The sequence below is a fragment of the Streptomyces sp. NPDC104831 genome (assembly GCF_055583025.1).
Genome location: NZ_JBVJOT010000030.1, coordinates 39,988 through 64,414, shown reverse-complemented (window position 1 = coordinate 64,414; position 24,427 = coordinate 39,988). Strand labels below are relative to the sequence as shown.

Genomic DNA, 24,427 nt, shown 5'->3' with positions numbered 1-24,427 from the left:
GGGATGCGATCGTAGGAGAGACCTTCGAAACCGCTCGCGCGGTTCCCGCGACACCTGTGATCCGCGTCTCAAGTCCTTCCATTTCCGGCGGTGTCCTGCCGTATGGTGACCTGAACGCCTGTAGTACGCACCGGGGACCTTTGGCGAGCAGTCGACGCTGAAGGTCTCTTTTGTGTACGGGCTGATCGGATCAGCCTTGAAAGGAATGACCTCTGGCCGGGCTCCGGGCGCAGCGACGCGTGTGGGGCGTGGATCCCGGTGGTCGCCGTCCGCCGCTTCCGCGATCCGGAGGCGGGCTCCCCCATGGGCGTGGGGGTGGGCGACCGACCTGCCGGTGCCGGCCGCACCCCCACCGGGCGCGCAACGCTCCAGCCGCGCGTCCCGACCAGCAAGGAACGACCATGGCGTCCAGCCTGACGAAGGACTCGGTCCGACCGGGCACCCCCGGTTCCGAGAAGACCTTCTTCGGCCACCCCCGCGGACTGGCCACTCTCTTCATGACCGAGATGTGGGAGCGCTTCTCCTACTACGGCATGAGGGCCCTGCTCCCGCTGTACCTGGTGGCCCCGGGTGGCCTGCACCTCAGCGGTGGCACGGCGAGCGCGATCTACGCGGTGTACCTGTCGCTCGTGTACCTGCTCGCCCTGCCCGGCGGCTGGTTCGCCGACCGCCTGCTCGGTCCCCGCAAGACGGTCGCCGTCGCGGGCGCGGTCATCATGCTGGGCCACCTGTGCCTGGCGGTCCCCTTCGCCGCGAGCTTCTACGTCGGCCTGGTGCTCGTCGCCATCGGTTCGGGTCTGCTGAAGGCCAACATCTCCACGATGGTCGGCCACCTCTACAACGGCCCGGAGGACCCGCGCCGGGACGGTGGCTTCACGCTCTTCTACATCGGCATCAACCTGGGTGCCTTCGTCGCCCCGCTGGTCATCGGCACCATCGGTGAGAACGTCAACTGGCACCTGGGCTTCGCGCTGGCCGCGCTCGGCATGGCGCTGGGTCTGGCCCAGTACCTGATGGGCGGCCGTCACCTGAACCCGAAGAGCAGCGAGGTCCCGACCCCGCTGAGCGCCGAGGAGAAGACCGCCACGCTGCGCAAGGGCCTGATCTGGCTGGCCGTCGCCGCGGTGTTCTACGGCGTCGTCGGCGGCACCGGTCACTTCACCCTGAACTGGGCGCTGATCCCGCTCACCGTCATCGGCCTGATCGTGCCGATCCTGGTCATCGCCCGGATCATGCGGGACAAGGACCTGGACGCGGGCGAGCGCTCGAAGGTGTCGGCGTACATCTGGTTCTTCGTCGCCGCGGCCGTCTTCTGGATGATCTACGACCAGGGCGGTTCGACCCTGTCGCTGTTCGCCAAGGACAGCGCCGAGAACTCGGTCCTCGGCTGGGACTTCCCGGTCTCCTGGTACCAGTCGGTCAACCCGGTCCTGATCATGGCGCTGGCCCCGGTCTTCGCCTGGCTGTGGCTGTGGCTGAACCGTCGCGGCAAGGAGCCGAGCACGATCGTGAAGTTCTCTTCCGGTCTGGTGCTGGTCGGTGTCTCCTTCTTCGTCTTCCTCGCCCCGCTGTCGGTCGCCGAGGGCGGCCACAAGGCGGCGGCGCTGTGGCTGGTCGCGATCTACTTCGTGCAGACCGTCGGCGAGCTGACGCTGTCGCCGGTGGGTCTGTCGGTGACGACGAAGATGGCGCCGCAGAAGTACGCCTCGCAGATGATGGGCGTGTGGTTCCTCGCGGTGACCGCGGGTGACTCCGTCACCGCCCTGCTGTCGAACCCGGCCGTCGGGGGCGTCAACCTCGACAAGAAGGGCTTCGTCGCCCTGGAGGCCGTGCTCGCGGTGGTCGCGGGTGTGGCGGTGTGGATGTACCGCAACAAGGTCAAGAAGCTGATGGGCAACGTCAACTAGTCGTCGCCACCGGTCCGGGAGGGCCGCCGCACCCTGATGGGCGCGGCGGCCCTCTCGCGTGTGCGGGGGTGCCCTATGGGGGCCGGCGAGGCGGTGGTGCGGGTCCGGGCCCGCTCGTCGCGTGGTTCCCCGCGGCCCCGCGGGCGGACTGCCGGGTCTTCGCGTCGGGGCGTCGGGGCGTCGGGGCGTCGGAAGCGGAACGGGGGCGCCGGGCAGGATCGCCATGCCTGCCGCCACCAGGCCCGGGGCCCGCAGGGTGCCGTGGCCGCTCACGCGGTCCCGGCGGGGCCGCGGGGCCCCGGCTGCCCAGTGATGCCCGAAGTAGGGGAGACGGCCACCAGGCCCGAGGCCCACAGGGCGCCGTGGCCACTCACGCCGGTCCCGGCGAGGCCGCGGGCCCGCAGGGCGCCGTGCCGCTCACGCGGCCCCGGCAAGGCCGCGGGGCCCCGGCTGCCCGGTGATGCCCGGAGCAGGAGGGACGGCCACCGGGCCCGGGGCCCGCAGGGCGCCGTGGCCGCTCACGCCGGTCCCGGCGAGGCCGCGGGCCCGCAGGGTGCCGTGCCGCTCACGCGGCCCCGGCAAGGCCGCGGGGCCCCGGCTGCCCGGTGATGCCCGGAGCAGGGGAGATGGCCACCAGGCCCGAGGCCCACAGGGCGCCGGGGCCACTCACGCCACTCACGCCGGTCCCGGCGGGGCCGCAGGGCCCGCAGGGTGCCGTGCCGCTCACGCGGTCCCGGCAAGGCCGCGGGGCCCCGGCTGCCCAGTGATGCCCGGAGCAGGGGAGACGGCCACCAGGCCCGAGGCCCACAGGGCGCCGGGGCCACTCACGCCACTCACGCCGGTCCCGGCGGGGCCGCAGGGCCCGCAGGGCGCCGTGCCGCACACGCGGTCCCGGCAAGGCCGCGGGGCCCCGGCTGCCCGGTGATGCCCGGAGCAGGGGAGACGGCCACCAGGCCCGGGGCCCGCAGGGCGCCGTGGCCACTCACGCCGGTCCCGGCGGGGCCGCGGTGGCCCGGTGGTATTGCCCGTGGTGGGGAGACGGCCGTCCTCATCGGCGCGCCGTTCGGGTACGACACGGCCGGTCCACGCCATGCGTTCGTGGCACAGCGGACGCGGCCGCCGAGGCGCGCCGGGGCCGTGGGGAAGGAGACGCGTCACACGCCGCGGTCGCGGCGGTCAGGCGGGCGCGCCCAGTTCCGCCCACACCGTCTTGCCCGGCGTGCCGGTGGCCCGGACGACGCCCCAGTCCAGGCACAGCCGCTGCACGATGAACATGCCGTGGCCGCCGGGCCGGCCGGCCCGGTGCGGGGTGCGCGGGGCCGGCTGGCCGGTGCCCCGGTCGGAGACCTCTATCCGGATCACCTTGTTGTCACAGGTGAGCCGCAGCTCGTCCGGGCCCTCGGCGTGCAGGCAGGCGTTGGTGACCAGTTCGGAGACGACGAGCAGCACGTCGTCGGCGGCGGCCCGCCGGTCGGCGGTGGCGGCGGGCAGCCAGCCCCACGCGTACAGCGCCTGGCGGGTGAAGTCACGTGCGAGCGGGACCACCCCGCTCTCGCCTTCCAGGCGGAGCGTACGCACCTGCCGTTCATGGGCCCGCGGAGCGGCGTCCGTCGCATTGGACGGCGCGGCGGCCGCCGCGTTGGACGTCACGGACGGCGCGGCTGCCCCCGCGGACGCGCCGACAGCCGGCGCGGCCCCCTCGGACGCCCCGGAAGCGCCGCTGGGCTCCGGGCCGCGGTCGCCCGGCGAGTAAGGCCGGGTGGTGCTCATCAGCGCTTCACCTCACCGATTCACCAGTTCACGATTACAAAAGTCCGGTCGGCGGTCCGATCGACACTGCGGCCCGCGGTCCGGTCGGCAGACCGGACGATAGGCACCGGCCCGTCGGCCGTCGCACCACCCGGGGGCCGGCCGCCCGTCCGCCGTACGCGCGTCCCGTGCGCGTGCCGGCCGGGCCGTCCCCCGTCTTCTTCTGCCCTCTCCTGCCCGACCGATCCCGGGGAACACCCCCGTGTTCGGGGTGACCCGCGCAACGCTCGCGGGAACCGGGTGCCGGAACGGTCCGGCGGGGAGGGCGGAGCCGATCAGTCGGCACCGTCGGCCAAGGCGGCCTCCACGGAGTCGTGGACGGTGAAGACCGTCTCGGCACCGGTGATCTCGAACACCCGGGCCACCACCGGCAGCATGCCGGCCAGATGGACGCCACCGCCGGCGGCGTCCGCCTTCAGCCGGGCGCCGAGCAGGACGTTCAGCCCCGTGGAGTCGCAGAACTCCAGGCGGGAGCAGTCCACCACGAGCCGCGAGAAACCCTTGTCGAGCAGGTCGTCGAGGGGCTCGCGCAGAAGATCGGCGGTGTGGTGGTCGAGCTCACCCGCCGGTGTCACAACGGCGCTGGAGCCCTCTTGCCGCACTTCCACCAGAAGCCGGCCCGACTGTGCGCTGCCGACCGTCCCGTGGTCCATGCCGTCTCTCTCTCCCGAGGTCGTGGCTGCTGATGCCCTCGAACATTACGCCTTCCTCGCGCACAACGACACCCGAACTTCTGCACAGAAACGGACATAGTGCAACAAAGCGCACTTGCGACCCGCTCGGTCGAGCGGGTAGGGCTAGTAAGGACACACATTCCTACACGCCGGCTTCGGAGGCGCCGCACACCGCAGTGCACGTGACTGGCTTCGGCAGCCATATGCCGAGAACGATGGAGGACACCCATGTCACCCCGGCTCGACGCATCGCCTACCCCGATCGCGACGTCGACACCCCCACCGGTTCAACTGGATCATCCCATCGACCCCCTCGACCCCTTCGAGGGACTCCCGGAGATCCCCCCTTACGACGAGATCGGCCCGGTCGACGCGCGGGCCCTGTCCAAGACCCTCTTCGAGCGCCTCGAGTCGCTGGAGGAAGGGACGTACGAGCACGCGTACGTCCGCAACACCCTCGTCGAGCTGAACCTCGCGCTCGTCAAGTTCGCCGCCTCCCGCTTCCGCTCCCGCAGCGAGCCGATGGAGGACATCATCCAGGTCGGCACCATCGGCCTGATCAAGGCGATCGACCGCTTCGAACTCTCCCGAGGGGTCGAGTTCCCCACTTTCGCGATGCCGACCATCATCGGCGAGATCAAACGATTCTTCCGTGACACCTCGTGGTCCGTGCGGGTCCCGCGCCGGCTCCAGGAGCTGCGCCTGGACCTGGCCAAGGCGGGCGACGAGCTGGCGCAGCAGCTGGACCGCGCGCCCACCGTCGCGGAACTCGCCGAACGCCTCGGCATCTCCTGCGAGGAGGTCGTCGAGGGCATGGCCGCCTCGAACGCCTACACCGCCTCCTCCCTGGACGCCCAGCCCGAGGAGGACGACACCGAGGGCGCGCTCGCGGACCGCATCGGCTACGAGGACCACGGGCTGGAGGGCATCGAGTACATCGAGTCGCTCAAGCCCCTGATCGCCGGGCTGCCGGCCCGGGACCGGAAGATCCTCTCCCTGCGCTTCGTGGCGAACATGACCCAGTCGGAGATCGGCGAGGAACTGGGCATCTCCCAGATGCACGTGTCCCGGCTGCTGTCGCGCACGCTGGTACGGCTGCGCAAGGGACTGACCCTGGAGGAGTGACCTCCGCGCCACACCTCGCGCGCTGCGGTGGGGGTCCGGCCGGTGCGGCCGGACCCTCCGCGCGCGGCCCCTGCGCGCGCCGGTCAGACCACGCGTTCGCCCCCGCGCCACACCCCGGCGACCAGCGGCACGCCCGGGCGGTAGGCGAGGTGGACGTGGCTCGGGGCGTCGAGCAGGAGCAGGTCCGCGCGGGCTCCCGGGGCGAGCCTGCCGATGTCGGTGCGGCGCAGGGCGGCGGCACCGCCCGCCGTGGCCGACCACACCGCCTCGTCGGGGGTCATCCCCATGTCGCGCACGGCCAGGGCGATGCAGAAGGGCACGGACGAGGTGAAGGACGAGCCCGGGTTGCAGTCGGTGGACAGGGCGACCGTCACGCCCGCGTCCAGCAGCCGGCGGGCGTCGGGCCACTCGGCGCGGGTGGAGAACTCGGCGCCGGGCAGCAGGGTGGCGACCGTGCGGCCCTGGGCCAGGGCGTCGACGTCCGCGTCCGTCAGGTGGGTGCAGTGGTCGGCGCTGGCCGCGTCGAGTTCCACGGCCAGCTGCACGCCGGGGCCGTACGAGAGCTGGTTGGCGTGGATCCGCGGGTGCAGGCCCTTCGCCCTGCCCGCGGTGAGGACGGCACGGGCCTGGTCGCCGTCGAAGGCGCCCTTCTCGCAGAACACGTCGATCCAGCGGGCGTGCGGCGCGCAGGCGTCCAGCATCTCGCCGGTGACCAGGGCGACGTAGGCCGCCGGGTCGTCGGCGTGGTCGGGGCTGACGATGTGCGCGCCGAGGTACGTCACCTCCTCGGTGTGCCGGGCGGCGAGGCGCAGGGCGCGGGCCTCGTCCTCGACGGTGAGGCCGTAGCCCGACTTGGTCTCGCACGTGGTCGTGCCCTGGCGCAGGGCCTCGGTGAGGTACCGGGTGAGGTTCGCCTCCAGTTCCGCGTCGCTCGCGGCGCGGGTGGCCGCGACCGTGGTGCGGATGCCGCCGGCGCTGTAGGGGCGGCCGGACATGCGGGCGTTGAACTCCTCGGTCCGGTCCCCGGCGAAGACCAGGTGGGAGTGGGAGTCGACGAAGCCCGGCAGCACCGCCCGGCCGCCCGCGTCGACCCGGTGGTCGGCAGCGGGTGCCCTGCTGGCCGCACCGGTCCACACGACCCGGTCGCCGTCGAGGACGACGGCCGCGTCCCGGACCAGACCGAGCGGGGAGCGGTCGCCGAGGGAGGGGTCGTTGGTGACCAGCGTGGCGATGTTGGTGATGACGGTGCTGCTGCTCATGGTGTCCTCGTGGGTGATCGTCAGGAGCGGAGGGCCTGGACGGCGCGCGCGAGGGCTCGCGGCACGTCGGGGACGAGCGTGTGCGCCCCGTCGCGCACGACCTGCCGGCCGCCCACGACGGTGTGCCGCACGTCCGCCGCGGTCGCCGCGAACACGGCCGTCTCGGCGCCCAGCCGGGGCAGCGGTCCCGCCGTTCTGACCGAGTCCAGGGCGATCGTCGTCCAGTCGGCGAGCGCGCCGGGCTCCAGGGTGCCGGCGTCGTCCCAGCCGAGGGCGGCGTGGCCGTCGGCGGTGGCGGCCCGCAGCAGGGCGGCGGCCGTCCAGTGGCCCCGGGTGCGGGTGCGCAGCCGCTCGTTCAGCTCCATCGCGCGCGCCTCTTCGAACAGGTCGATCACGGCGTGGCTGTCGGAGCCGAGGGAGAGCGGGGAGCCGGCCCGCTGGAGGGCGGCGGCCGGGCCGATGCCGTCGGCCAGGTCCCGCTCGGTGGTGGGGCACATGCAGGTGCCGGTGCCCGAGCCGCCGAGCAGGGCGACGTCCTCCTCGGTCAGGTGGGTGTTGTGCACCCCGGTGGTGCGCGGCCCGAGGACGCCGTGGTCGGCGAGCAGCCGGGCGGGGGTACGCCCGTGCGCGGCGAGGCAGGCGTCGTTCTCGGCGGTCTGCTCCGACAGGTGCACGTGCAGCGGCGCCCGCCGCTGCCCGGCCCACTCCGCCACCGTGGACAGCTGGCCGGCGGGCACGGCCCGTACGGAGTGGATCGCCGCCCCGATCCGTGCGTGGTCCCGGTCCGCGAGGACCGCGCAGCGTTCGGCCCACCGCTGCGCACTGCCGTCGGAGAACCGCGCCTGGTGGGCGTCCGGCGGCTCCCCGAAGCCGGCGGAGAGGTAGCAGGTGTCGAGGAGGGTGATCCGGATGCCGGCCTCGGCGGCGGCCGCGATCAGCGCCTCGCCCATGGCGTTGGGGTCGGCGTAGCGGGTGCCGCCGGGGGCGTGGTGCACGTAGTGGAACTCGCCGACGCAGGTGATGCCGGCGAGGGCCATCTCGGCGTACACCGCGCGGGCCAGGGCGTGGTAGGTGTCCGGGGTGAGGCGGTCGGCGACGGAGTACATCACCTCGCGCCACGTCCAGAAGGTGCCGGACCCGACCTGTGCGGTGCCGCGCAGGGCACGGTGGAAGGCGTGCGAGTGGGCGTTGGCGAGCCCCGGCAGGGTCAGTCCGCGCAGCACCTCGGCGCCGGGCGGCGGGGCGGCCACGTCCGTGCGCACGGCGTCGACGCGCCCGCCGGCCACGTCCACGGCCACGCCCGGCTCGACGCGGTCGCCGAGCCAGGCGTGCTCCAGCCAGTAGGTTCCCTTGGTCACCGGCAGGCCAGCCCTTCCAGTACGTCGGCGAGTGCGCGCACCCCGGCCACGCAGTCGTCCTCGGCCGCGAACTCGGCCGGGGAGTGCGAGACACCGGTGGGGTTGCGCACGAACAGCATGGCGGTCGGCACGCTCGCGGACAGGATTCCGGCGTCGTGTCCCGCCCCGGTGCCGAGGACGGGCACGGTCAGGCCGGTGTCCTTGCCGAGGATCCGGGCGAGTTCGTCCCGCAGCGCGTGGTCGAACTCGACCACCGGGGTGAAGGACTCCCGGACGACGTCGAGACCGACGCCGTGCGCGGCGGCGTACGCGCGCGCGGCCTCCTCCACTCCCCCGACGACCGTGTCCAGGGTCTCCTGGTCGGCGGCGCGGGAGTCCAGCCAGCCGCGCACCAGCGAGGGGATCGCGTTGACGCCGTTCGGTTCCACCACGATCTTCCCGAAGGTGGCGACGGCGCCGGCGAGTTCGGCCTCGCGGCGGGCGGCGAGCACGGTCTCGGCGTACGACAGCATGGGGTCGCGCCGGTCGGCCAGCCGGGTGGTGCCGGCGTGGTTGGCCTCGCCCCGGAAGTCGAACCGCCACCGCCCGTGCGGCCAGATGGCGCTGGCGACGCCCACCCTCTCGCCGGACAGGTCGAGCGCGCGCCCCTGTTCGACGTGCAGCTCCACGAAGGCGCCGATGCGGGCGAGCCGTTCGGGGTCGGGTCCGATGGCGTCCGGGTCGTACCCGGCCGCCTCCATGGCCCGGGGCAGGCCGGTCCCGTCGCCGTCGGTGAGCCGGTGCGCCTGCTCGGCGGTGAGCTGACCGGCGGTGAGCCGCGACCCGACACAGGCGAGCCCGAACCGGGCCCCCTCCTCGTCACCGAAGTTGACGAGGGCGAGGGGCCGGGTGAACTCGGCGCCCCGGCCGCGCAGTTCGTCCAGCGCGGCGAAGGAGGACACCACTCCGAGAGGCCCGTCGAAGGCCCCGCCGTCGGGTACGGAGTCCAGGTGGGACCCGGTGACGACGGCGTCCCCGGCGGACGGGTCCCCCAGCCAGGCCCACTGGTTCCCGTTCCGGTCGACCTCATACGTCAGCCCGCGCGCCCCGGCCTGTTCCTCGAACCAGGCCCGGCACTCGGCGTCGGCCCCGGTCCAGGCGTACCGCCGGTAGCCGCCGGATCCGGGGTGCCGGCCGATGGGGAGCAGCTCACGCCACATCTCCTGGAAGGAGGCGCCGGCGCGGGCGGGTACGGCCACCCCCGCGGACGGCGACGAGGTGCCGGCCCCCGCCGAAGGGCCGCCGTGTCCGGCCTCGTGCACCGTCACGCCTCGTCACCCTCGCGCATGGGCACCCGGACCCCCCGCTCCCCCGCGACGGACTCGGCGATGTCGTATCCGGCGTCCACGTGCCGGATGACGCCCATCCCCGGGTCGTTGGTGAGGACGCGCCGGATCTTCTCGCCGCCCAGCTTCGTGCCGTCGGCCACCGTCACCTGACCCGCGTGGATGGACCGCCCCATCCCCACGCCGCCGCCGTGGTGGAGGGACACCCAGGACGCGCCCGAGGCCACGTTGACCATGGCGTTCAGCAGCGGCCAGTCGGCGATCGCGTCGGAGCCGTCGCGCATGGCCTCGGTCTCCCGGTACGGCGAGGCGACCGATCCGCAGTCCAGGTGGTCCCGGCCGATGGCCAGCGGCGCGGCCAGCTCCCCGCTCGCGACCATGTCGTTGAACCGCTCGCCGGCCCGGTCCCGCTCGCCGTAGCCGAGCCAGCAGATCCGCGCGGGCAGGCCCTGGAAGTGGACCCGTTCGCCGGCCAGCCTGATCCAGCGGGCCAGGGACTCGTTCTCCGGGAACAGGTCCAGGATCGCCTTGTCGGTCTTGGCGATGTCGGCCGGGTCGCCGGACAGCGCGGCCCAGCGGAAGGGGCCCTTGCCCTCGCAGAACAGCGGGCGGATGTAGGCGGGGACGAAGCCGGGGAAGGCGAACGCCCGGTCGTAGCCGGCGAGCCTCGCCTCGCCCCGGATGGAGTTGCCGTAGTCGAAGACCTCGGCACCGGCGTCCAGGAAGCCGACCATGGCCTCCACGTGCCGGGCCATGGACTCGCGGGCGCGGGCGGTGAAGCCGGCCGGGTCCTTCGCGGACTCGTCGGCCATGTCCTCGAAGGCCGTGCCGGCCGGCAGGTAGGACAGCGGGTCGTGGGCGGAGGTCTGGTCGGTGACGATGTCGATCGGGGCGTTCATGGCGAGCAGCCGCGGGACCAGGTCGGCCGCGTTGCCGAGGACGCCGATGGACAGCGGGCGGCGCGCGTCGCGGGCCTCCACGGCCAGCCGGAGCGCGTGGTCGAGGGAGTCGGCCCTGACGTCGAGGTAGCGGTGCTCGATGCGGCGCTCGATGGCGCGCGGGTCGCAGTCGACGCAGATCGCGACGCCGTCGTTCATGGTGACGGCGAGCGGCTGGGCGCCGCCCATGCCGCCGAGGCCGGCGGTCAGCGTGATGGTCCCGGCGAGCGTGCCGCCGAACTTCTTCGCGGCGACGGCGGCGAAGGTCTCGTAGGTGCCCTGGAGGATGCCCTGGGTGCCGATGTAGATCCAGGAGCCGGCGGTCATCTGGCCGTACATGGTCAGGCCGAGGGCCTCCAGACGGCGGAACTCCTCCCAGGTGGCCCAGTCGCCGACCAGGTTGGAGTTGGCGATGAGGACGCGCGGGGCCCACTCGTGGGTCTGCATCACGCCGACCGGGCGGCCGGACTGGACCAGCATGGTCTCGTCCTGCTTGAGGGTCCTCAGCGTGCGGACCATGGCGTCGAAGGAGCGCCAGTCGCGGGCGGCCTTGCCGGTGCCGCCGTAGACGACGAGCTTGTCGGGGTGCTCGGCGACCTCGGGGTCGAGGTTGTTCTGCAGCATGCGCAGGGCGGCTTCCTGCTGCCATCCCAGGGCGCTGAGTTCCGTGCCGCGCGGTGCTCGTACGGGTCGGGGTCCCGACATCTCTGCCTCCTATGCCTACGACTATTCACATCCTGTCCATCTGAATAGAGCTAGTCAATACAGGGGACGGCCCGGGCGGGGTCTTCCGGGCGGGGGGCATGGCGGGCCTGCCGGACGCCACCGGCATCAGGGGGACGGCGGCACCGCGGGACCGGAGGCCGTGCGGGACATCGCGGGGCCGGCCCGCTTCCCGGGTGACCCGCGCCTTCGCGACCGCGCGGCGGGTCCGGACGGCCGCCGGGGTGGTGGCCGACTCCGGAGGGGCGCACGCGTCCGGGCTCACCACCCCCCGTGCTCCCGGGAGCCCTTGACGCGCTCGTCCGCCAGCCGAACAAATGACTGAACTGCTGTGGGACACACGCCAGTTGGGCAACACTAGTACGCCGGACGCATGTTCCACCGGAAAATGCCAAACCACTCACCTCCCGCGCACACGATGCGTAGTGTCGGCGTCACTCAGCCGGCGTCCCAGGCGGGAGGAAGCCACGGTGCCCGGAATCGACGAGTGCTTACTGGAAGCGATGCGACTGCCCGGTGCCCGGGGGGCCGCGCTGGTGGACTGGACGAGCGGACTGGCCCTCGGCACGGTCGGGGAGGCCCCCGGCGGCGACCACGAGACGGCCGCCGCCGAGGCCGCCGAACTGGCCCGGACGGCCGCCGAGCACGGCACCTTCGCGGCGGCCGGCACCGGGCCGCCGCCCGTGGAGGACCTCATCGTCAGCAACGGTGACAGCTACCACCTGCTGCGGTTCGTGGACACCTCCTTCGACAGCAGCGTGTTCCTGCACCTGTGGCTCGGCCGCGCGGAGGGCAATCTCGCGCTCGCCCGGATCCGGCTCGGCGAGATGGCCGCCCGGCTGGTGCTGGGATGACCATGGTCCGGATCCCTCCGCCGGCCCTGCCGGTGCGGGACAGGCGGGCCGCGCGCGCCCTGTCCCCGATGCTGACCCGGCTCGCCGAGGAGCGGGCCACCGGCGTCCTGGTCCGCGAGCACGGCGTGCTGCGCCTCGCCGAGGGCCGGGTGGTGCACGCCGAGAGCCCCCTCGCCCCGGGCCTCGACGTGCTCCTCACGGCCCACGGCACCCTCGCGGCCGCCGCCTGGCAACGGGCCGCGGCACGGGCCCCGGGCCCCGCGCACGCCGCCGCGCTGCTGCTGCGCTCCGGCGTGCTGCCCACCGGGGCGCTGGAGCTGTGCCACCTGGACGCGCTGTACGACGCCGGGTACTTCGCGCTGGCGCCGAGCGGCACCCCGGGCCGGTTCCGGTACGAGGCCGGGCCCCGGCCCGGCCCGCTGCCCTCGGTGCCGGTGGTCGCGCTGGAACGGGAGACGCTGCGCCGCCGGCTGCTGCTGCACCGGCTGTGGCCCGACCCGGCCGCCGACAGCGCCCCGCTGCGCCACACCGACCCCGGCCGCGCCCCCGCGGCGCCGGTCACCCCCCGGCAGCGCGCCGTCCTGGACCGCGTGGACGGGGTGCGCACGGCCGCCGACATCGCCCGGGACCTCGGCCGGCAGGCCTTCCACACGCTGGTCGACGTCCGCCGGCTCACCGCGGCCGGACGGATCGCGCCGGTGTCCCCGGACCCCGCCCCGCCGCCCGCACCACCGCCCCGCCCGGTCACCACCGACCCCGACATCGCGCTGCTGAAGAGGCTCAGGGATGCGCTGGAGGCGCTTTGAACGGCACCGCACCGCCGAGAGGAGACAGCTGATGGCGACCGAGGAGGACCTGCGCACCGTGCTGGCCGAACTGCACCGGCTGCGCACCCGGGTCCCGCAGCTCACCGGCGCCCTCGCGGCCGGCGTCGACGGACTCGTCGTCGCCCACGACACCCCCGGCGTCGACCCCGAGGGCCTGGCCGCGCTCACCGCCGCCGCGCTCGGGGTCGCCGTACGGGTCACCGACGCCACCGGCAACGGCGCCCTGCGGGAGCTGCTGGTGCGCGGCGAGCGCGGCTACGTCGCCACGTACGCGGCCGGCCGCACCGCCGTGCTGACGCTGCTCGCCCAGGACCGGGTCAACGTGGGCCGGCTGCACCTGGAGGGCCGCCGGGCCGGCGCCCGCATCGGGGAGCTGCTGGACGCCGCCGAGGCCGCCCGCCCGCTCCCCGGCGCCCTCCCGCCCCGCACCCGGGGCCCTGGCGCCCCCGCGACCGCCGAGACCCGCACCGCAACCGACAGCTGAGAGGACCACCATGTCCGACACCGCCACCGCGCTGAAGCAGGCCCTCACCACCATCGCGGGCGCCACCGGCGCCGCGCTCGTCGACTACACCAGCGGGATGGCGCTGGGCACGATGGGCGACAGCACCGGCTTCGACCTGAACGTGGCCGCCGCGGGCAACACCGACGTCGTCCGCGCCAAGATGCGCACGATGGAACTCCTCGGCCTCAAGGGCGAGATCGAGGACATCCTGATCACCCTCACCGGCCAGTACCACCTGATCCGCCTGCTCAAGGGCCGCGGCGGCAACGGGCTGTTCCTGTACCTCGTGCTGGACTCCTCCCGGTCCAACCTCGCGATGGCCCGGCACCAGCTGCGCAGGATCGAGGAGGAACTGGAGGTCTGAGGGCCGCTCAGACCAGCGCCGGGGTACGGCGGCGGGCCCCGCCCGGGGCCGCGTCGCCGGCCGCGACACCCGTGGCCCGCAGGCTCTTCACCGCCTTGCCCGCCGGACCCCCGCCGCCCCGGCCCAGCCAGTCGACGCGCACCCACAGCAGGGCCTCGGCGGACCGCTCCAGCCGCCCGATCCAGGCCGCCTTCAGCCACAGCCCGGCACCGAGCCCGGCCAGCAGCAGCCCGCCGGCCGCGGGCACCGCGAACGCCGAGCCGAGCGCGAGCGCCCAGCCCAGCAGCAGCCACCACCGGTGCCCCCGGCGCCAGGCGCGCACGGTCACCGCCCGGTCCTGGAGCACGTCGTACTTGCCCGCGCGGGCCGCCCCGCGGGCGAGCGCCACGTACCGGCCCCGGCGGGCCAGCACCACACCGGCCGCGCCCAGCAGGAACAGCGCCGCCCCCGCCGTCACCCCGATCCGCCGCCCGGTGAGCCCCTCGGGGACGGCCCCGAGTCCGGCGGCGACCGCTCCCAGCCACCACAGCGGCGCGGCGCCCGCCCGTACGACGACCGCCACCCGCGCCAGTCCCTGTCCTCCGCGTACTCCGCGTACTCCGCGTCCCGCGCGCGCCACGTCAGCCTCCCGTGTCACGTGTCCACACAGCGCTCGTGTCTCGCCGGAGAAGCTAATGGCAGAACCTGAGACGAATCTGAGAGCGACGGGGCCAAGGCACCCGATTCACCCGGTTCGCCCGGTTCACTCCGCGAACAGCCCCCGGGCCGCCGCCTTGGCGTCGAACTCCTCCAGCCGGGCCTGGGCGTCCGGCAGGTCGTCGCACAGCGCCTCCAGCAGCACCCGGCCGAGCAGCATCGGCGCGCAGGCGGTGTCGAAGGCGAGCCCGGTGCCGACGGCGGCGGGCAGCAGCAGGTCGGAGTGGACGGCGACGGGCGCGAACGCCGAGTCGGCGACCGTGACCACGGTCAGCCCCGCGCCCTTGGCGTAGGCGAGGGTGTCCACGACCTCCCGCGGATGCCGGGGCAGCGCGAAGCACAGCAGGGCGGTGGCACCAGCCCGGACGGCCGCGTCGATCCGGTCGTGGACCATCGTGCCGCCCTCGTGGAGCAGCCGGACGTCCGGGTGGACCTTGGCGGCAAAGTAGGCGAAGCCGTAGGCCTGGGAGGCGGCGGCGCGCAGGCCGAGCACCGGCAGCGGGCGGGAGGCGGCGAGGATCCGGCCGGCCCGCCGCACCGGGCGCGGGTCGGCGAGCAGCTCGGCCAGGTGCCTGAGGTTCTCGATCTCGGCCTCGACGGCCTGCTGGTACTCGTTGTAGGCGCCGTCGCCGGTGGCCGGTTCGGCCGGGACGACCTCGCGCAGGTGCCGGCGCAGGGCGGGGTAGCCGTCGAAGCCGAGGGCGACCGCGAACCGGGTCACCGACGGCTGGCTGACCCCGGCCAGTTCGGCCAGCTCCACGCTGGACAGGAAGGGCACGTCGGCGGCCCGGCGCACCATGCTGTGCGCGATGCGGCGCTGGGTCGGCGTGAGCCGGTGGCCCTCGAAGAGCGCCTGCAACCGGGTCGCAGGGCTGTCGCTCGCGCTCATGACGTACTCCCCCTCCAGATCTCCTCGACGCCCCGGGAGAGTACAGCGCCGGGGCATTGACAAACACCGGCCGCCTATTCAGACAGTGTGTCGCTGCATACCGTTATACAGCCCGGTGTGGGGAGAACGCATGGCACAGTTCGTGGAGCCGCGCTCCATCGACGTCGTCCCGGACGAGGAGCGGCACGGCAGGCCCTTCGGCCAGTTCACGCTGTGGCTGGGGACCAACCTCCAGATCACGGCCGTCGTCACCGGCGCCCTCGCGGTCGTCTTCGGCGGCGACGTGGTCTGGTCGGTGCTCGGCCTGCTGCTCGGCAACCTGCTCGGCGGCGCGGTGATGGCCCTGCACTCCGCGCAGGGCCCGCGCCTCGGCCTGCCCCAGATGATCCAGTCGCGGGCGCAGTTCGGGGTGCGCGGGGCGGTCGTCCCGCTGCTGCTGGTGGTCGTGATGTACGTCGGCTTCTTCGCGTCCGGCAGCGTGCTGGCCGGTCAGGCGGTGGGCGAGCTGACGCACACGGACGACACCACCGGGATCCTCGTCTTCGCGGCGGTCACGGGAGTCATCGCGACCGCCGGGTACCGGGTCGTGCACGCCCTCGGCCGGGTGGCGAGCACGGTGTGCGCGCTCGCCTTCGGGTATCTCGCCGTACGCCTCCTGGACCGCGCCGACACCTCGGCGCTGCTGCACGACGCCCACTTCTCGGCGCCGGTGTTCCTGCTGGCGGTGTCCCTGTCGGCGTCCTGGCAGCTGGCGTTCGGGCCGTACGTGGCGGACTACTCCCGCTATCTGCCGCGTACGACGTCCGCGAAGGCGACGTTCTGGTGGACGCTGTCCGGCTCGGCGCTGGGCTCCCAGATCTCCATGACCTTCGGCGTGCTGGTCGCGGCCACGGCCGGGGAGGGCTTCCTGGACAGTCAGGTCGGCTACGTCGTCGGCCTCGGCGGCACCGGCCTGGTCGCGTCCTTCCTGTACTTCGCCATCGCCCTCGGCAAGCTCACCGTCAACGTCCTCAACACCTACGGCGGCTTCATGTCCCTGGTGACCGGCGTGAGCGGCTTCCGCGGGCAGCGCCGGCTGTCCCGGGCGGGCCGGGTGGCGTACATCGCGCTGGTGATGACGGCGGGCACCGCGGTGGCCCTGCTGGGCAAGGACGGCTTCCTGGCCTCCTTCAAGGACTTCCTGCTGTTCCTGCTGACCTTCTTCACGCCCTGGTCGGCGATCAACCTGGTCGACTACTACCTGATCTCCGAGGAGCGCTACGACCTCGCGGCCCTCGCCGACCCGCACGGCCGCTACGGCGCCTGGCGCTGGGACGCCCTCGCGGTGTACGCGGCCGGTCTGCTGGCCCAGCTGCCGTTCCTCGCCACCGGCTTCTACACCGGCCCGCTGGTGGACCCGCTGGGCGGCGCGGACATCTCCTGGATCGTCGGCCTGGCCGTGCCGGCGCTGCTGTACCGGCTCGTCGCCCGCCGCATCCCGCCGCCGGACGCCCCGCCGGCCGTCCCGGTGCCGGAACCGGGGGCTGGCACCAGTGCGGTGGGGCCCGGCGCTCCCTAGGCTGGCCGGCATGGACACACGCGACCCTCGCGACGCCGGCCCCGGAAAGGACCCCGCCCCCCGGACGGATCCCGGCCTCCGCGAGGACTCCGACCTGCGCGGGGAGCTGGAGGCGACCGTGCGGGCCCGCGCGGAGCTGGGCGAGGACTACGACGCGGCCCTCGTCGACTCGTTCCTGGAGAAGGTCGAGCGGCGGATCGACGACGCGGTGGACCGCCGGGTGCGCCGGCAGCTGGCCGAGCGGCGGCTCGCCGACGCCCGCACGACCCGGCGGCCGGGCGCGGGCGACTCCTGGGCCGAGCGGTACGGCTTCGCGCTGATCACCCTGGTCCTGGCGATCCCGCTGTCCGCGATCGCGGGCGGCATGGCCGGGCTGTCCGGGATGGCGGTCGCCTGGTTCGGCATCGTCGGCGTCAACGCGGCGCAGGCCGTGCGCCTCAACCGGGAACCCCCGGCCGGCCGCGACCGCCCCGCGCCCGAGGACTGAGCGGCCCCGGGTGCCTCACGCCTGCCGGGTCGGCAGCACCATGATCTGGCGGAGGTTGACGTGCCGGGGGCGGCTGGCCACGTAGGCGACGACGTCCGCCACCTCCGCCGCCGACAGCGCCCCGATCTCCTCGAACATCCCCTCCAGCTGCCCGGACAGCTCCGGGTCGCGGACGAACGTCTTCAGCTCGGTCTCGGTCAGTCCCGGCTCGATGTTGGTGACCCGGACGTCCCGCGGTCCCAGCTCGGTGCGCAGCGACTGCGACAGGTGCGTGACGGCCGCCTTGGTCGCCCCGTACACCGTGTAGCCGGGGAAGGTCAGGTGGGCGGAGATGGAGGAGACGTTCACCAGGTCGGCGGCGCGTCCCGCCGCCGCGGCGGCGACCAGGTCGGCGGTGAAGGCGCCCACGACCCGCAGCACTCCGGTGACGTTGGTGTCCAGCATCCGCCGCCACTCGTCGAGCCGGCCCTCCTCCACCGGGCCCGGCAGCATGACGCCGGCGTTGTTGACGACGAGGTCGACGGCCCCGAACGCCTCCTGGACCCGGTCCCGGGCGGCCGTCACGGACGCGTCGTCGGTGACGTCGGCGACCACGGCCAGCGCCTGCCCGCCGTCCGCCCGGATCTTCCCGGCGAGCGCGTCGAGCCGGTCCGCGCGGCGGGCGAGCAGTGCCACCCGGGCGCCCTCGGCGGCCAGTCGGAGGGCGACGGCCTCGCCGATGCCGCTGGCGGCTCCGGTGACGACGGCGGTACGGCCGGACAGGCTCTCGTACGACATGGGTGCTCCCTCGACGGCTGCCGTCCGGGGCGGTTCCCCGGCGGTCGGCACCACTCTCGCCGGGTCCGGGGACCGCACCCAGGGATGCGCTTTTCCTGGGTCTGCCAGTACCAGGATGGGACCGGCCCCGGTCCCCTACGATCGGCGCATGGACGGGGACTGGACCGAAGCAGAGGTGGGCGACTTCCTGCGCTCGCGCCGCGCCCGCATCAGGCCCGAGGAGGTGGGGCTGCCCGCGCACGGGCGGCGCCGCGTGCCGGGCCTGCGCCGCGAGGAGGTGGCCCAGCTCGCGGGCGTGAGCGTCGACTACTACATCCGGCTGGAACAGGGCCGGGGCGCGAGCGTCAGCGACGCCGTGCTGGACGCGGTCGCGCGGGTGCTGCGGCTGGACGACACCGAGCACGCGTACCTGCGGGCGGTGGCGCGCCCCGGCCGGCGGCGCGCGCGGCCCGCCGCGGCGTCCCGGGTCCGCCCCGGCGTCCAGGCGCTCCTCGACGGCATGGAGCGCAGCCCGGCGTTCGTGCTGGACCACCGCATGAACGTGCTGGCGTGGAACGCGCTCGCCGACGCGCTGAACGGCTTCGGCCGGATGGCGCCGGCCGAACGCAACATGCCCCGGCAGCTCTTCCTCGACCCGGGCGCCCGGGAGCTGTACCCCGAGTGGGCGGCGGTGGCCGCGCAGGCGGTGGCCCATCTGCGGGTCGGGGCCGGGCGGTACGCCGACGACGCCGGGCTGTGCGCGCTGGTCGGCGAACTCTCCGTGAAGAGCGAGGACTTCCGCCGGCTGTGGGCGGACCACGAGGTCCGGGAGTGCTCCTACGGCGTGAAGCGGATCCGGCACCCGGTCGCGGGCCTGCTGACCCTGCCCTACGAATCCCTGACGGTCCCCTCCCAGCCGGACCAGACGCTGGTGGTCTACACCCCGCAGCCGCGCTCGGAAACGGCGGAACGGCTGGCGCTGCTGGGCAGTTGGAAAGCGACCACCACCGCGACCGTCGACTGAGGAACCGCGGCGGCGGGCAACCGGGGCCGCGGGAGCGGCGCCGGCCCGGGCGCGGAAGAAGCTTTCGCGGGGACCGCCGCACCCCCGTTGCCGGGGGGCGGGACGACGGCGGTCCCCGCGCGGGACGCGGGCCGGTCGGGCCGGACGTGCGCGTCCTTGGCGTCCATGGAGGTCCGGGAGCCGCTCCGGAGGTCCTTGGCGCCGTTCGGCGCCGGCCCGGGCGGGGAGCCGATCCCGCCCTGCCGACGCCCCCTAATCTGCCGGACGCGTGTTAAGCGGGTGCTGCGCGCACGTGACACGCTCGTACCACTTGCGCGAACCCCGTCCCCGCACCGAACGCGGCTACCTGTTCCCGCCCTTGGCGAGGAAGGCGAGCAGGTCCTGACGGCTGACCACACCGGTCGGCTTGCCCTCGACCAGGACGATCGCCGCGTCCGCCTCGCCCAGCACCTGCATCAGGTCGCCGACCGGCTCGCCGGAGCCGACCTGGGGCAGCGGGGAGCACATGTGCTTCTCCAGCGGGTCGTCCAGCGAGGCGCGCTTGCTGAACAGGGCGTCCAGCAGCTCGCGTTCCACCACGGAGCCGACGACCTCGGCGGCCATCACGTCCGGGTGGCCGGCGCCCGGCTTGACGACCGGCATCTGGGAGACTCCGTACTCGCGCAGCACCTCGATGGCCTGGCCGACGGTCTCCTCCGGGTGCATGTGCACCAGGGAGGGGATGGAGCCGGCGACCTTGTCGTTCAGGACGTCCCCGACGCGGGCGCTGGGGCCCTCGTCCTCCAGGAAGCCGTAGTCGGCCATCCACTCGTCGTTGAAGATCTTGCTGAGGTAGCCGCGCCCGCTGTCCGGGAGCAGGACCACCACGACGTCGTCCGGGCCGAGCCGCTCGGCGACCTTCAGCGCGGCCACGACGGCCATGCCGCAGGAGCCGCCCACCAGCAGGCCCTCCTCCTTGGCCAGCCGGCGGGTCATCTGGAAGGAGTCCTTGTCGGAGACGGCGACGATCTCGTCCGCGACCTCGCGGTCGTAGGCGGTCGGCCAGAAGTCCTCGCCGACGCCCTCGACCAGGTACGGCCGTCCCGAGCCGCCGGAGTACACCGAGCCCTCCGGGTCGGCGCCGACGACCCTGACCTTCCCCTCGCTGGCCTCCTTCAGGTAGCGGCCGGTGCCGGAGATGGTGCCGCCGGTGCCGACGCCCGCCACGAAGTGGGTGATCCTGCCCTCGGTCTGCTCCCACAGCTCGGGGCCGGTGGAGTGGTAGTGCGAGAGGGGGTTGTTAGGGTTGGAGTACTGGTCGGGCTTCCAGGCGCCGGGGGTCTCACGGACGAGCCGGTCGGAGACGTTGTAGTAGGAGTCCGGGTGCTCCGGCGCCACGGCGGTCGGGCAGACGACGACCTCGGCACCGTACGCGCGCAGCACGTTGATCTTGTCGGTGCTCACCTTGTCCGGGCAGACGAAGATGCACTTGTAGCCCTTCTGCTGGGCCACGATGGCGAGACCGACACCGGTGTTCCCACTGGTCGGCTCGACGATCGTGCCGCCCGGCCGCAGCTCGCCGCTCTTCTCGGCGGCCTCGATCATGCGCAGGGCGATGCGGTCCTTCACGGAGCCGCCGGGGTTGAAGTACTCCACCTTGGCCAGGACGGTCGCCCGGATGCCCTTGGTGACGTTGTTGAGCCGTACCAGCGGGGTGTTGCCGACGAGGCTGATCATCGAGTCGTGGTATTGCACCGTTGTCTCCGGTCGCTGCATAAAAGGATGCGTTCGTAGTGGTGTCGCCAGCCTAAGGCCACCCGCGCGGCGGGCGCGGCCGTTCACTCCCCGTCGAGATTGACGCACGGTCCGTACGGGGCAAGGAGTGGGTGTACGGCTACGAGGAGGTGGCGGCGACGCATGACGAGCATGTCGAGGGCACGGGTGGCCCGGCGCATCGCGGCCGGGGCGGCGTACGGCGGTGGCGGGGCCGGTCTGGTCGGCGCGGCCGTCGTCGGTCTGGTGCTGGCGGAGGTGCGGCTGGCGCGGCGCCAGCTGGGCAACGGGCGCGGCGACCGGGTGCCGGTGGCCGACGGCGTGTACGGGCGCGTGTACGACATCCCGGGCGAGCCGCCGCTGCGCCTGGCGATGCTCGGCGACTCCACGGCGGCGGGACAGGGCGTGCACCGGGCGGGCCAGACGCCCGGGGCGCTGCTGGCGTCGGGGCTGGCGGCGGTGGCGGAGCGCCCGGTGGAGCTGCGGAACGTGGCGGTGACCGGCGCGCGGTCCGACGACCTGGACCGCCAGGTGGGACGGGTGCTGTCGGCGCCGGGGCCCGTCCCGGACGTGTGCGTGATCATGATCGGCGCGAACGACGTGACCCACCGGATGCCGCCGACCCAGTCGGTACGGCAGCTGTCGGCGGCGGTCCGGCGGCTGCGCACGGCCGGTGCGGAGGTGGTGGTCGGCACCTGTCCCGACCTCGGCACGATCGAGCCGGTGCAGCAGCCGCTGCGCTGGCTGGCCCGGCGGGCGTCCCGGCAGCTGGCGGCGGCCCAGACGATCGGGGTGGTGGCACAGGGCGGGCGCACGGTGTCGCTGGGCGATCTGCTCGGGCCGGAGTTCGAGGCGAATCCGCGGGAGCTGTTCGGCCCGGACAACTACCACCCGTCGGCGGAGGGGTACGCGACGGCGGCGATGGCGGTCCTGCCGACGGTGTGCGCGGCGCTGGGGCTGTGGCCGGCGGAGGAGGAGCGGCCGGACGTGTCGCGCCGCGAGGGTTTCCTGCCCGTCGCGCGGGCCGCGGCCGAGGCGGCGGCGGAGGCGGGCACCGAGGTCACGGCGGCGATGCCGACGGGGCCGCGGGGACCGTGGGCGCTGCTCAAGCGCAGACGCCGCCGCCACGTCCCGGAAGCGGAACCGGCGGCCCCGTCGGCGTGACCGCCGCGAGGCGGCCAAGCAAGCGCTTGGAAACTGCGGTCAGTGTCACACCGCGACACCGGTGACCCGGGCCATACGGCCGGGTAACTTCCGAACCGGCCCTGCCCGACCCCCTTCCTCTGGAGCCGTGATGCCCGAAGCCGTCATCGTCTCGACCGCCCGCTCCCCCATCGGCCGCGCGAACAAGGGCTCCCTGAAGGACCTGCGCCCCGACGACCTCACCGCCACGATCATCCAGGCCGCGCTCGCCAAGGTCCCCGAGCTCGACCCGAGGGACATCGACGACCTGATGCTCGGCTGCGGTCTGCCCGGCGGCGAGCAGGGCCACAACCTCGGCCGCGTCGTCGCCGTGCAGATGGACATGGACCACCTGCCGGGCTGCACGATCACCCGCTACTGCTCCTCCTCCCTGCAGACCTCCCGCATGGCGCTGCACGCCATCAAGGCCGGCGAGGGCGACGTCTTCGTCTCGGCCGGTGTGGAGATGGTCTCCCGCTACGCCAAGGGCAGCTCGGACGGCATGCCGGGCACGCACAACCCGCTGTTCGCCGAGGCCGAGGCCCGCACCGAGGCCGTCGCCCGGCAGGAGGGCACGACCTGGCACGACCCGCGCGAGGACGGCCTGCTGCCCGACCCGTACATCGCGATGGGCCAGACCGCCGAGAACCTCGCCCGCTCCAAGGGAGTCACCCGCGAGGAGATGGACGAGTTCGGCGTCCGCTCCCAGAACCTCGCCGAGCAGGCCATCAAGAACGGCTTCTGGGAGCGCGAGATCACCCCGGTGACCCTCCCCGACGGCACGGTGGTCGGCAAGGACGACGGCCCGCGCGCCGGCGTCACCCTGGAGGGCGTGTCCGGCCTGAAGCCGGTCTTCCGCCCGGACGGACTCGTCACGGCCGGCAACTGCTGCCCGCTCAACGACGGCGCCGCCGCGCTCGTCATCATGTCCGACACCAAGGCCCGCGAGCTGGGCCTGACCCCGCTCGCCCGGATCGTGTCCACCGGTGTCTCCGGCCTCTCCCCCGAGATCATGGGCCTCGGCCCGGTCGAGGCCAGCAGGCAGGCCCTGCGGCGCGCGGGGCTGACCATCGACGACATCGACCTGGTCGAGATCAACGAGGCCTTCGCCGCCCAGGTGATCCCCTCCTACCGGGAGCTGGGCATCGACCTCGACAAGCTGAACGTCAACGGCGGTGCCATCGCCGTCGGCCACCCCTTCGGCATGACCGGCGCCCGCATCACCGGCACGCTCATCAACTCGCTGCAGTGGCACGACAAGCAGTTCGGCCTGGAGACGATGTGCGTCGGCGGCGGCCAGGGCATGGCGATGGTCATCGAGCGCCTCAGCTGACCCACCGTCCGTGACGCGCCCCGCACGGTACGTCGCAGAAGGGCCCACAACCGGGGAAACACCACGGTTTTGGGCCTTTCCGTGACCCAATCTCCCCCATGATGTGACCTATCTCGCTCGCCGGGCACATCAGCGCAGGTCAGCGCTGGTCCGCCCGGCGTGCGGCGAAACCACGAGCCGTACGTACTGCCCGATTCGTGACGTTACGCACTGACAGCTGGTTAGTCCGCCCTTCAAGCTGATGTAGGAAGTCGGGGGTCGACTTTGAACCGGGAGTATGTCAGTGAGCGCCATGCCGATCGCCCTGCTGCTCACCACGGCAGCCACCGGCGCCGTGGGTGTCGCCGTCCTGCGCACCGTCCTGAAGCTGCGCCGCCAGCTCACCGAGTTGCAGCAGCAGCTCGCCGACGACCGGACGGCCGCCGCGCGCGCCCTGCTGCCCGGCGCCCGTTCCGCCATGGACGCCGACCGGATACGGGCGGCCGTGGCCGAGGCGCTGGCCGAGGAGCGGGAGCGGGAACTGGCCGAGGCACGCGCCTTCTGGGCGGCCCAGGAGGCCCGTGACGCCTCCGACGCGCCGCTGCTGTTCGGCCTGCCCGAGGCCGATCTCTTCATGCCCCGGCAGGCGGACTTCGCGGGTCTGGAGCCGCTGGAGCCGGTCTCCGAGCCGACCGCCGACGCCGAGGAGTTCTCCGGGGGCGAGTCACCGGAGCTGGCCGCGGCCCGCCGCCGGCACCCCTCGCACCCGGACTTCGTCCCGGCGCAGCCGCCGGTCGTCAACGACCACGAGCGCACGGTGGCCGTGCTGGAGGAGCTGGCCGCCGGGCAGGTCCGGCTCGCCGACGTGCGCCCCGGTCCGCTGGGCACGCTCGACGTCTACGTCTTCGCCGACGGCACCACCCTGTGCATGACCCCGGGCCACCGCGAGACGGCGGAACGGCTGGCCGCGGCCCTGGAGTCGGGCCGGACGCCGTACCTCCTGGGCGGCTCGGGCATCTCGGGCGCCTACACCCTCACCTTCGCCTGCGGCGAGGACATGGTGTACATCCTGGCCGACCGGGTGATCGCGTCCCTGTAGTGCC

General features: G+C 73.8%; 22 protein-coding genes. 12 read left to right on the top strand and 10 right to left on the bottom strand.

Going from position 1 to position 24,427, the window contains the following annotated elements:
• The first annotated feature begins 401 nt into the window (after positions 1-401).
• Entirely contained in the window at positions 402-1,907 is a 1,506-nt protein-coding gene (locus ACZ63H_RS21295) for a peptide MFS transporter (RefSeq protein ID WP_469867226.1), read from the top strand.
• Positions 1,908-3,083: 1,176 nt separating this feature from the next.
• On the opposite strand, the gene ACZ63H_RS21290 is transcribed toward ACZ63H_RS21295, so the two are convergent.
• Together ACZ63H_RS21290 and ACZ63H_RS21285 are read right to left on the bottom strand one after the other, a co-directional pair.
• Positions 3,084-3,677, bottom strand: coding sequence for an ATP-binding protein (locus tag ACZ63H_RS21290; RefSeq protein ID WP_469867224.1), 594 nt, complete (start codon positions 3,675-3,677; stop codon positions 3,084-3,086).
• Positions 3,678-3,991: 314 nt separating this feature from the next.
• Positions 3,992-4,369, bottom strand: coding sequence for an STAS domain-containing protein (locus tag ACZ63H_RS21285; RefSeq protein ID WP_358689288.1), 378 nt, complete (start codon positions 4,367-4,369; stop codon positions 3,992-3,994).
• Positions 4,370-4,618: 249 nt separating this feature from the next.
• Here ACZ63H_RS21285 and ACZ63H_RS21280 point away from each other — a divergent pair, with 249 nt between their 5' ends.
• Positions 4,619-5,515, top strand: coding sequence for an RNA polymerase sigma factor SigF (locus tag ACZ63H_RS21280; protein ID WP_469867222.1), 897 nt, complete (start codon positions 4,619-4,621; stop codon positions 5,513-5,515).
• Between the two features lie 83 nt (positions 5,516-5,598).
• Here the strand turns inward: ACZ63H_RS21280 and hutI are convergent, their stop codons facing one another.
• The 4 genes from hutI to hutU form a co-directional block, all read right to left on the bottom strand.
• Positions 5,599-6,774 (bottom strand): imidazolonepropionase, encoded by a 1,176-nt coding sequence (gene hutI / locus ACZ63H_RS21275; RefSeq protein ID WP_469867220.1) that lies wholly within the window; start codon positions 6,772-6,774, stop codon positions 5,599-5,601.
• Positions 6,775-6,794: 20 nt separating this feature from the next.
• Complete coding sequence (locus ACZ63H_RS21270) at positions 6,795-8,132, bottom strand: formimidoylglutamate deiminase (protein WP_469867218.1); 1,338 nt, start codon at positions 8,130-8,132, stop codon at positions 6,795-6,797.
• Complete coding sequence (locus tag ACZ63H_RS21265) at positions 8,129-9,331, bottom strand: allantoate amidohydrolase (RefSeq protein WP_469867286.1); 1,203 nt, start codon at positions 9,329-9,331, stop codon at positions 8,129-8,131. The genes ACZ63H_RS21270 and ACZ63H_RS21265 overlap by 4 nt, the downstream gene beginning before the upstream one ends.
• Before the next feature lie 104 nt (positions 9,332-9,435).
• Entirely contained in the window at positions 9,436-11,100 is a 1,665-nt protein-coding gene (gene hutU, locus ACZ63H_RS21260) for a urocanate hydratase (protein ID WP_469867216.1), read from the bottom strand.
• Between the two features lie 488 nt (positions 11,101-11,588).
• Here hutU and ACZ63H_RS21255 point away from each other — a divergent pair, with 488 nt between their 5' ends.
• The 4 genes from ACZ63H_RS21255 to ACZ63H_RS21240 are packed head-to-tail and all read left to right on the top strand — an operon-like array spanning position 11,589 to position 13,668.
• A complete protein-coding gene (locus ACZ63H_RS21255) occupies positions 11,589-11,972 on the top strand; it encodes a hypothetical protein (RefSeq protein WP_469867214.1) in 384 nt (127 codons plus the stop codon).
• On the top strand, positions 11,969-12,778 hold the full coding sequence (locus tag ACZ63H_RS21250) for a transcriptional regulator (protein WP_469867213.1): 810 nt from the start codon (positions 11,969-11,971) through the stop codon (positions 12,776-12,778). Before ACZ63H_RS21255 ends, ACZ63H_RS21250 begins: the two co-directional genes overlap by 4 nt.
• 31 nt (positions 12,779-12,809) lie before the next feature.
• Positions 12,810-13,283, top strand: coding sequence for a roadblock/LC7 domain-containing protein (locus ACZ63H_RS21245; RefSeq protein WP_469867211.1), 474 nt, complete (start codon positions 12,810-12,812; stop codon positions 13,281-13,283).
• Between the two features lie 10 nt (positions 13,284-13,293).
• On the top strand, positions 13,294-13,668 hold the full coding sequence (locus ACZ63H_RS21240) for a roadblock/LC7 domain-containing protein (RefSeq protein WP_469867209.1): 375 nt from the start codon (positions 13,294-13,296) through the stop codon (positions 13,666-13,668).
• Positions 13,669-13,675: 7 nt separating this feature from the next.
• On the opposite strand, the gene ACZ63H_RS21235 is transcribed toward ACZ63H_RS21240, so the two are convergent.
• Both ACZ63H_RS21235 and ACZ63H_RS21230 read right to left on the bottom strand, forming a co-directional pair.
• Complete coding sequence (locus ACZ63H_RS21235) at positions 13,676-14,230, bottom strand: hypothetical protein (protein WP_469867207.1); 555 nt, start codon at positions 14,228-14,230, stop codon at positions 13,676-13,678.
• 180 nt (positions 14,231-14,410) lie between these two features.
• Positions 14,411-15,253 carry a MurR/RpiR family transcriptional regulator gene (locus ACZ63H_RS21230; RefSeq protein ID WP_469867205.1) on the bottom strand — a complete coding sequence of 281 codons (843 nt, stop codon included), beginning with the start codon at positions 15,251-15,253 and terminating at the stop codon, positions 14,411-14,413.
• A gap of 130 nt (positions 15,254-15,383) precedes the next feature.
• On the opposite strand from ACZ63H_RS21230, the gene ACZ63H_RS21225 reads away from it, so the two are divergent.
• The gene (locus ACZ63H_RS21225; protein WP_469867204.1) at positions 15,384-16,811 is read left to right on the top strand and encodes a purine-cytosine permease family protein; all 1,428 of its coding nucleotides are present in this window, start codon (positions 15,384-15,386) and stop codon (positions 16,809-16,811) included.
• Between the two features lie 10 nt (positions 16,812-16,821).
• The gene (locus ACZ63H_RS21220) at positions 16,822-17,298 is read left to right on the top strand and encodes a hypothetical protein (RefSeq protein ID WP_469867202.1); all 477 of its coding nucleotides are present in this window, start codon (positions 16,822-16,824) and stop codon (positions 17,296-17,298) included.
• 15 nt (positions 17,299-17,313) lie between these two features.
• On the opposite strand, the gene ACZ63H_RS21215 is transcribed toward ACZ63H_RS21220, so the two are convergent.
• A complete protein-coding gene (locus tag ACZ63H_RS21215) occupies positions 17,314-18,075 on the bottom strand; it encodes an SDR family oxidoreductase (protein ID WP_469867201.1) in 762 nt (253 codons plus the stop codon).
• 148 nt (positions 18,076-18,223) lie between these two features.
• On the opposite strand from ACZ63H_RS21215, the gene ACZ63H_RS21210 reads away from it, so the two are divergent.
• Positions 18,224-19,078, top strand: a complete 855-nt coding sequence (locus ACZ63H_RS21210) for a helix-turn-helix transcriptional regulator (RefSeq protein WP_469867199.1) — start codon at positions 18,224-18,226, stop codon at positions 19,076-19,078.
• 342 nt (positions 19,079-19,420) lie between these two features.
• On the opposite strand, the gene ACZ63H_RS21205 is transcribed toward ACZ63H_RS21210, so the two are convergent.
• Positions 19,421-20,812: a cystathionine beta-synthase gene (locus tag ACZ63H_RS21205; RefSeq protein ID WP_469867197.1), complete on the bottom strand. Its 1,392-nt coding sequence runs from the start codon at positions 20,810-20,812 to the stop codon at positions 19,421-19,423.
• Positions 20,813-20,974: 162 nt separating this feature from the next.
• Here ACZ63H_RS21205 and ACZ63H_RS21200 point away from each other — a divergent pair, with 162 nt between their 5' ends.
• The 3 genes from ACZ63H_RS21200 to ACZ63H_RS21190 all read left to right on the top strand — a co-directional run bounded on the left by ACZ63H_RS21200 (position 20,975) and on the right by ACZ63H_RS21190 (position 24,423).
• Positions 20,975-21,994, top strand: a complete 1,020-nt coding sequence (locus ACZ63H_RS21200) for an SGNH/GDSL hydrolase family protein (RefSeq protein ID WP_469867195.1) — start codon at positions 20,975-20,977, stop codon at positions 21,992-21,994.
• Between the two features lie 130 nt (positions 21,995-22,124).
• Positions 22,125-23,345, top strand: a complete 1,221-nt coding sequence (locus ACZ63H_RS21195) for an acetyl-CoA C-acetyltransferase (protein WP_469867193.1) — start codon at positions 22,125-22,127, stop codon at positions 23,343-23,345.
• A gap of 283 nt (positions 23,346-23,628) precedes the next feature.
• The gene (locus tag ACZ63H_RS21190) at positions 23,629-24,423 is read left to right on the top strand and encodes a hypothetical protein (RefSeq protein ID WP_469867191.1); all 795 of its coding nucleotides are present in this window, start codon (positions 23,629-23,631) and stop codon (positions 24,421-24,423) included.
• Positions 24,424-24,427: the final 4 nt, after the last annotated feature.

Bases quoted from the DNA above. Each gene is read 5' to 3' on its own strand.
- ACZ63H_RS21295 (WP_469867226.1), top strand. From the start codon at position 402: ATGGCGTCCAGCCTGACGAAGGACTCGGTCCGACCGGGCACCCCCGGT.
- ACZ63H_RS21290 (WP_469867224.1), bottom strand. From the start codon at position 3,677: ATGAGCACCACCCGGCCTTACTCGCCGGGCGACCGCGGCCCGGAGCCC.
- ACZ63H_RS21285 (WP_358689288.1), bottom strand. From the start codon at position 4,369: ATGGACCACGGGACGGTCGGCAGCGCACAGTCGGGCCGGCTTCTGGTG.
- ACZ63H_RS21280 (WP_469867222.1), top strand. From the start codon at position 4,619: ATGTCACCCCGGCTCGACGCATCGCCTACCCCGATCGCGACGTCGACA.
- hutI (WP_469867220.1), bottom strand. From the start codon at position 6,774: ATGAGCAGCAGCACCGTCATCACCAACATCGCCACGCTGGTCACCAAC.
- ACZ63H_RS21265 (WP_469867286.1), bottom strand. From the start codon at position 9,331: ATGTGGCGTGAGCTGCTCCCCATCGGCCGGCACCCCGGATCCGGCGGC.
- hutU (WP_469867216.1), bottom strand. From the start codon at position 11,100: ATGTCGGGACCCCGACCCGTACGAGCACCGCGCGGCACGGAACTCAGC.
- ACZ63H_RS21250 (WP_469867213.1), top strand. From the start codon at position 11,969: ATGACCATGGTCCGGATCCCTCCGCCGGCCCTGCCGGTGCGGGACAGG.
- ACZ63H_RS21245 (WP_469867211.1), top strand. From the start codon at position 12,810: ATGGCGACCGAGGAGGACCTGCGCACCGTGCTGGCCGAACTGCACCGG.
- ACZ63H_RS21240 (WP_469867209.1), top strand. From the start codon at position 13,294: ATGTCCGACACCGCCACCGCGCTGAAGCAGGCCCTCACCACCATCGCG.
- ACZ63H_RS21230 (WP_469867205.1), bottom strand. From the start codon at position 15,253: ATGAGCGCGAGCGACAGCCCTGCGACCCGGTTGCAGGCGCTCTTCGAG.
- ACZ63H_RS21225 (WP_469867204.1), top strand. From the start codon at position 15,384: ATGGCACAGTTCGTGGAGCCGCGCTCCATCGACGTCGTCCCGGACGAG.
- ACZ63H_RS21220 (WP_469867202.1), top strand. From the start codon at position 16,822: ATGGACACACGCGACCCTCGCGACGCCGGCCCCGGAAAGGACCCCGCC.
- ACZ63H_RS21215 (WP_469867201.1), bottom strand. From the start codon at position 18,075: ATGTCGTACGAGAGCCTGTCCGGCCGTACCGCCGTCGTCACCGGAGCC.
- ACZ63H_RS21210 (WP_469867199.1), top strand. From the start codon at position 18,224: ATGGACGGGGACTGGACCGAAGCAGAGGTGGGCGACTTCCTGCGCTCG.
- ACZ63H_RS21200 (WP_469867195.1), top strand. From the start codon at position 20,975: ATGACGAGCATGTCGAGGGCACGGGTGGCCCGGCGCATCGCGGCCGGG.
- ACZ63H_RS21195 (WP_469867193.1), top strand. From the start codon at position 22,125: ATGCCCGAAGCCGTCATCGTCTCGACCGCCCGCTCCCCCATCGGCCGC.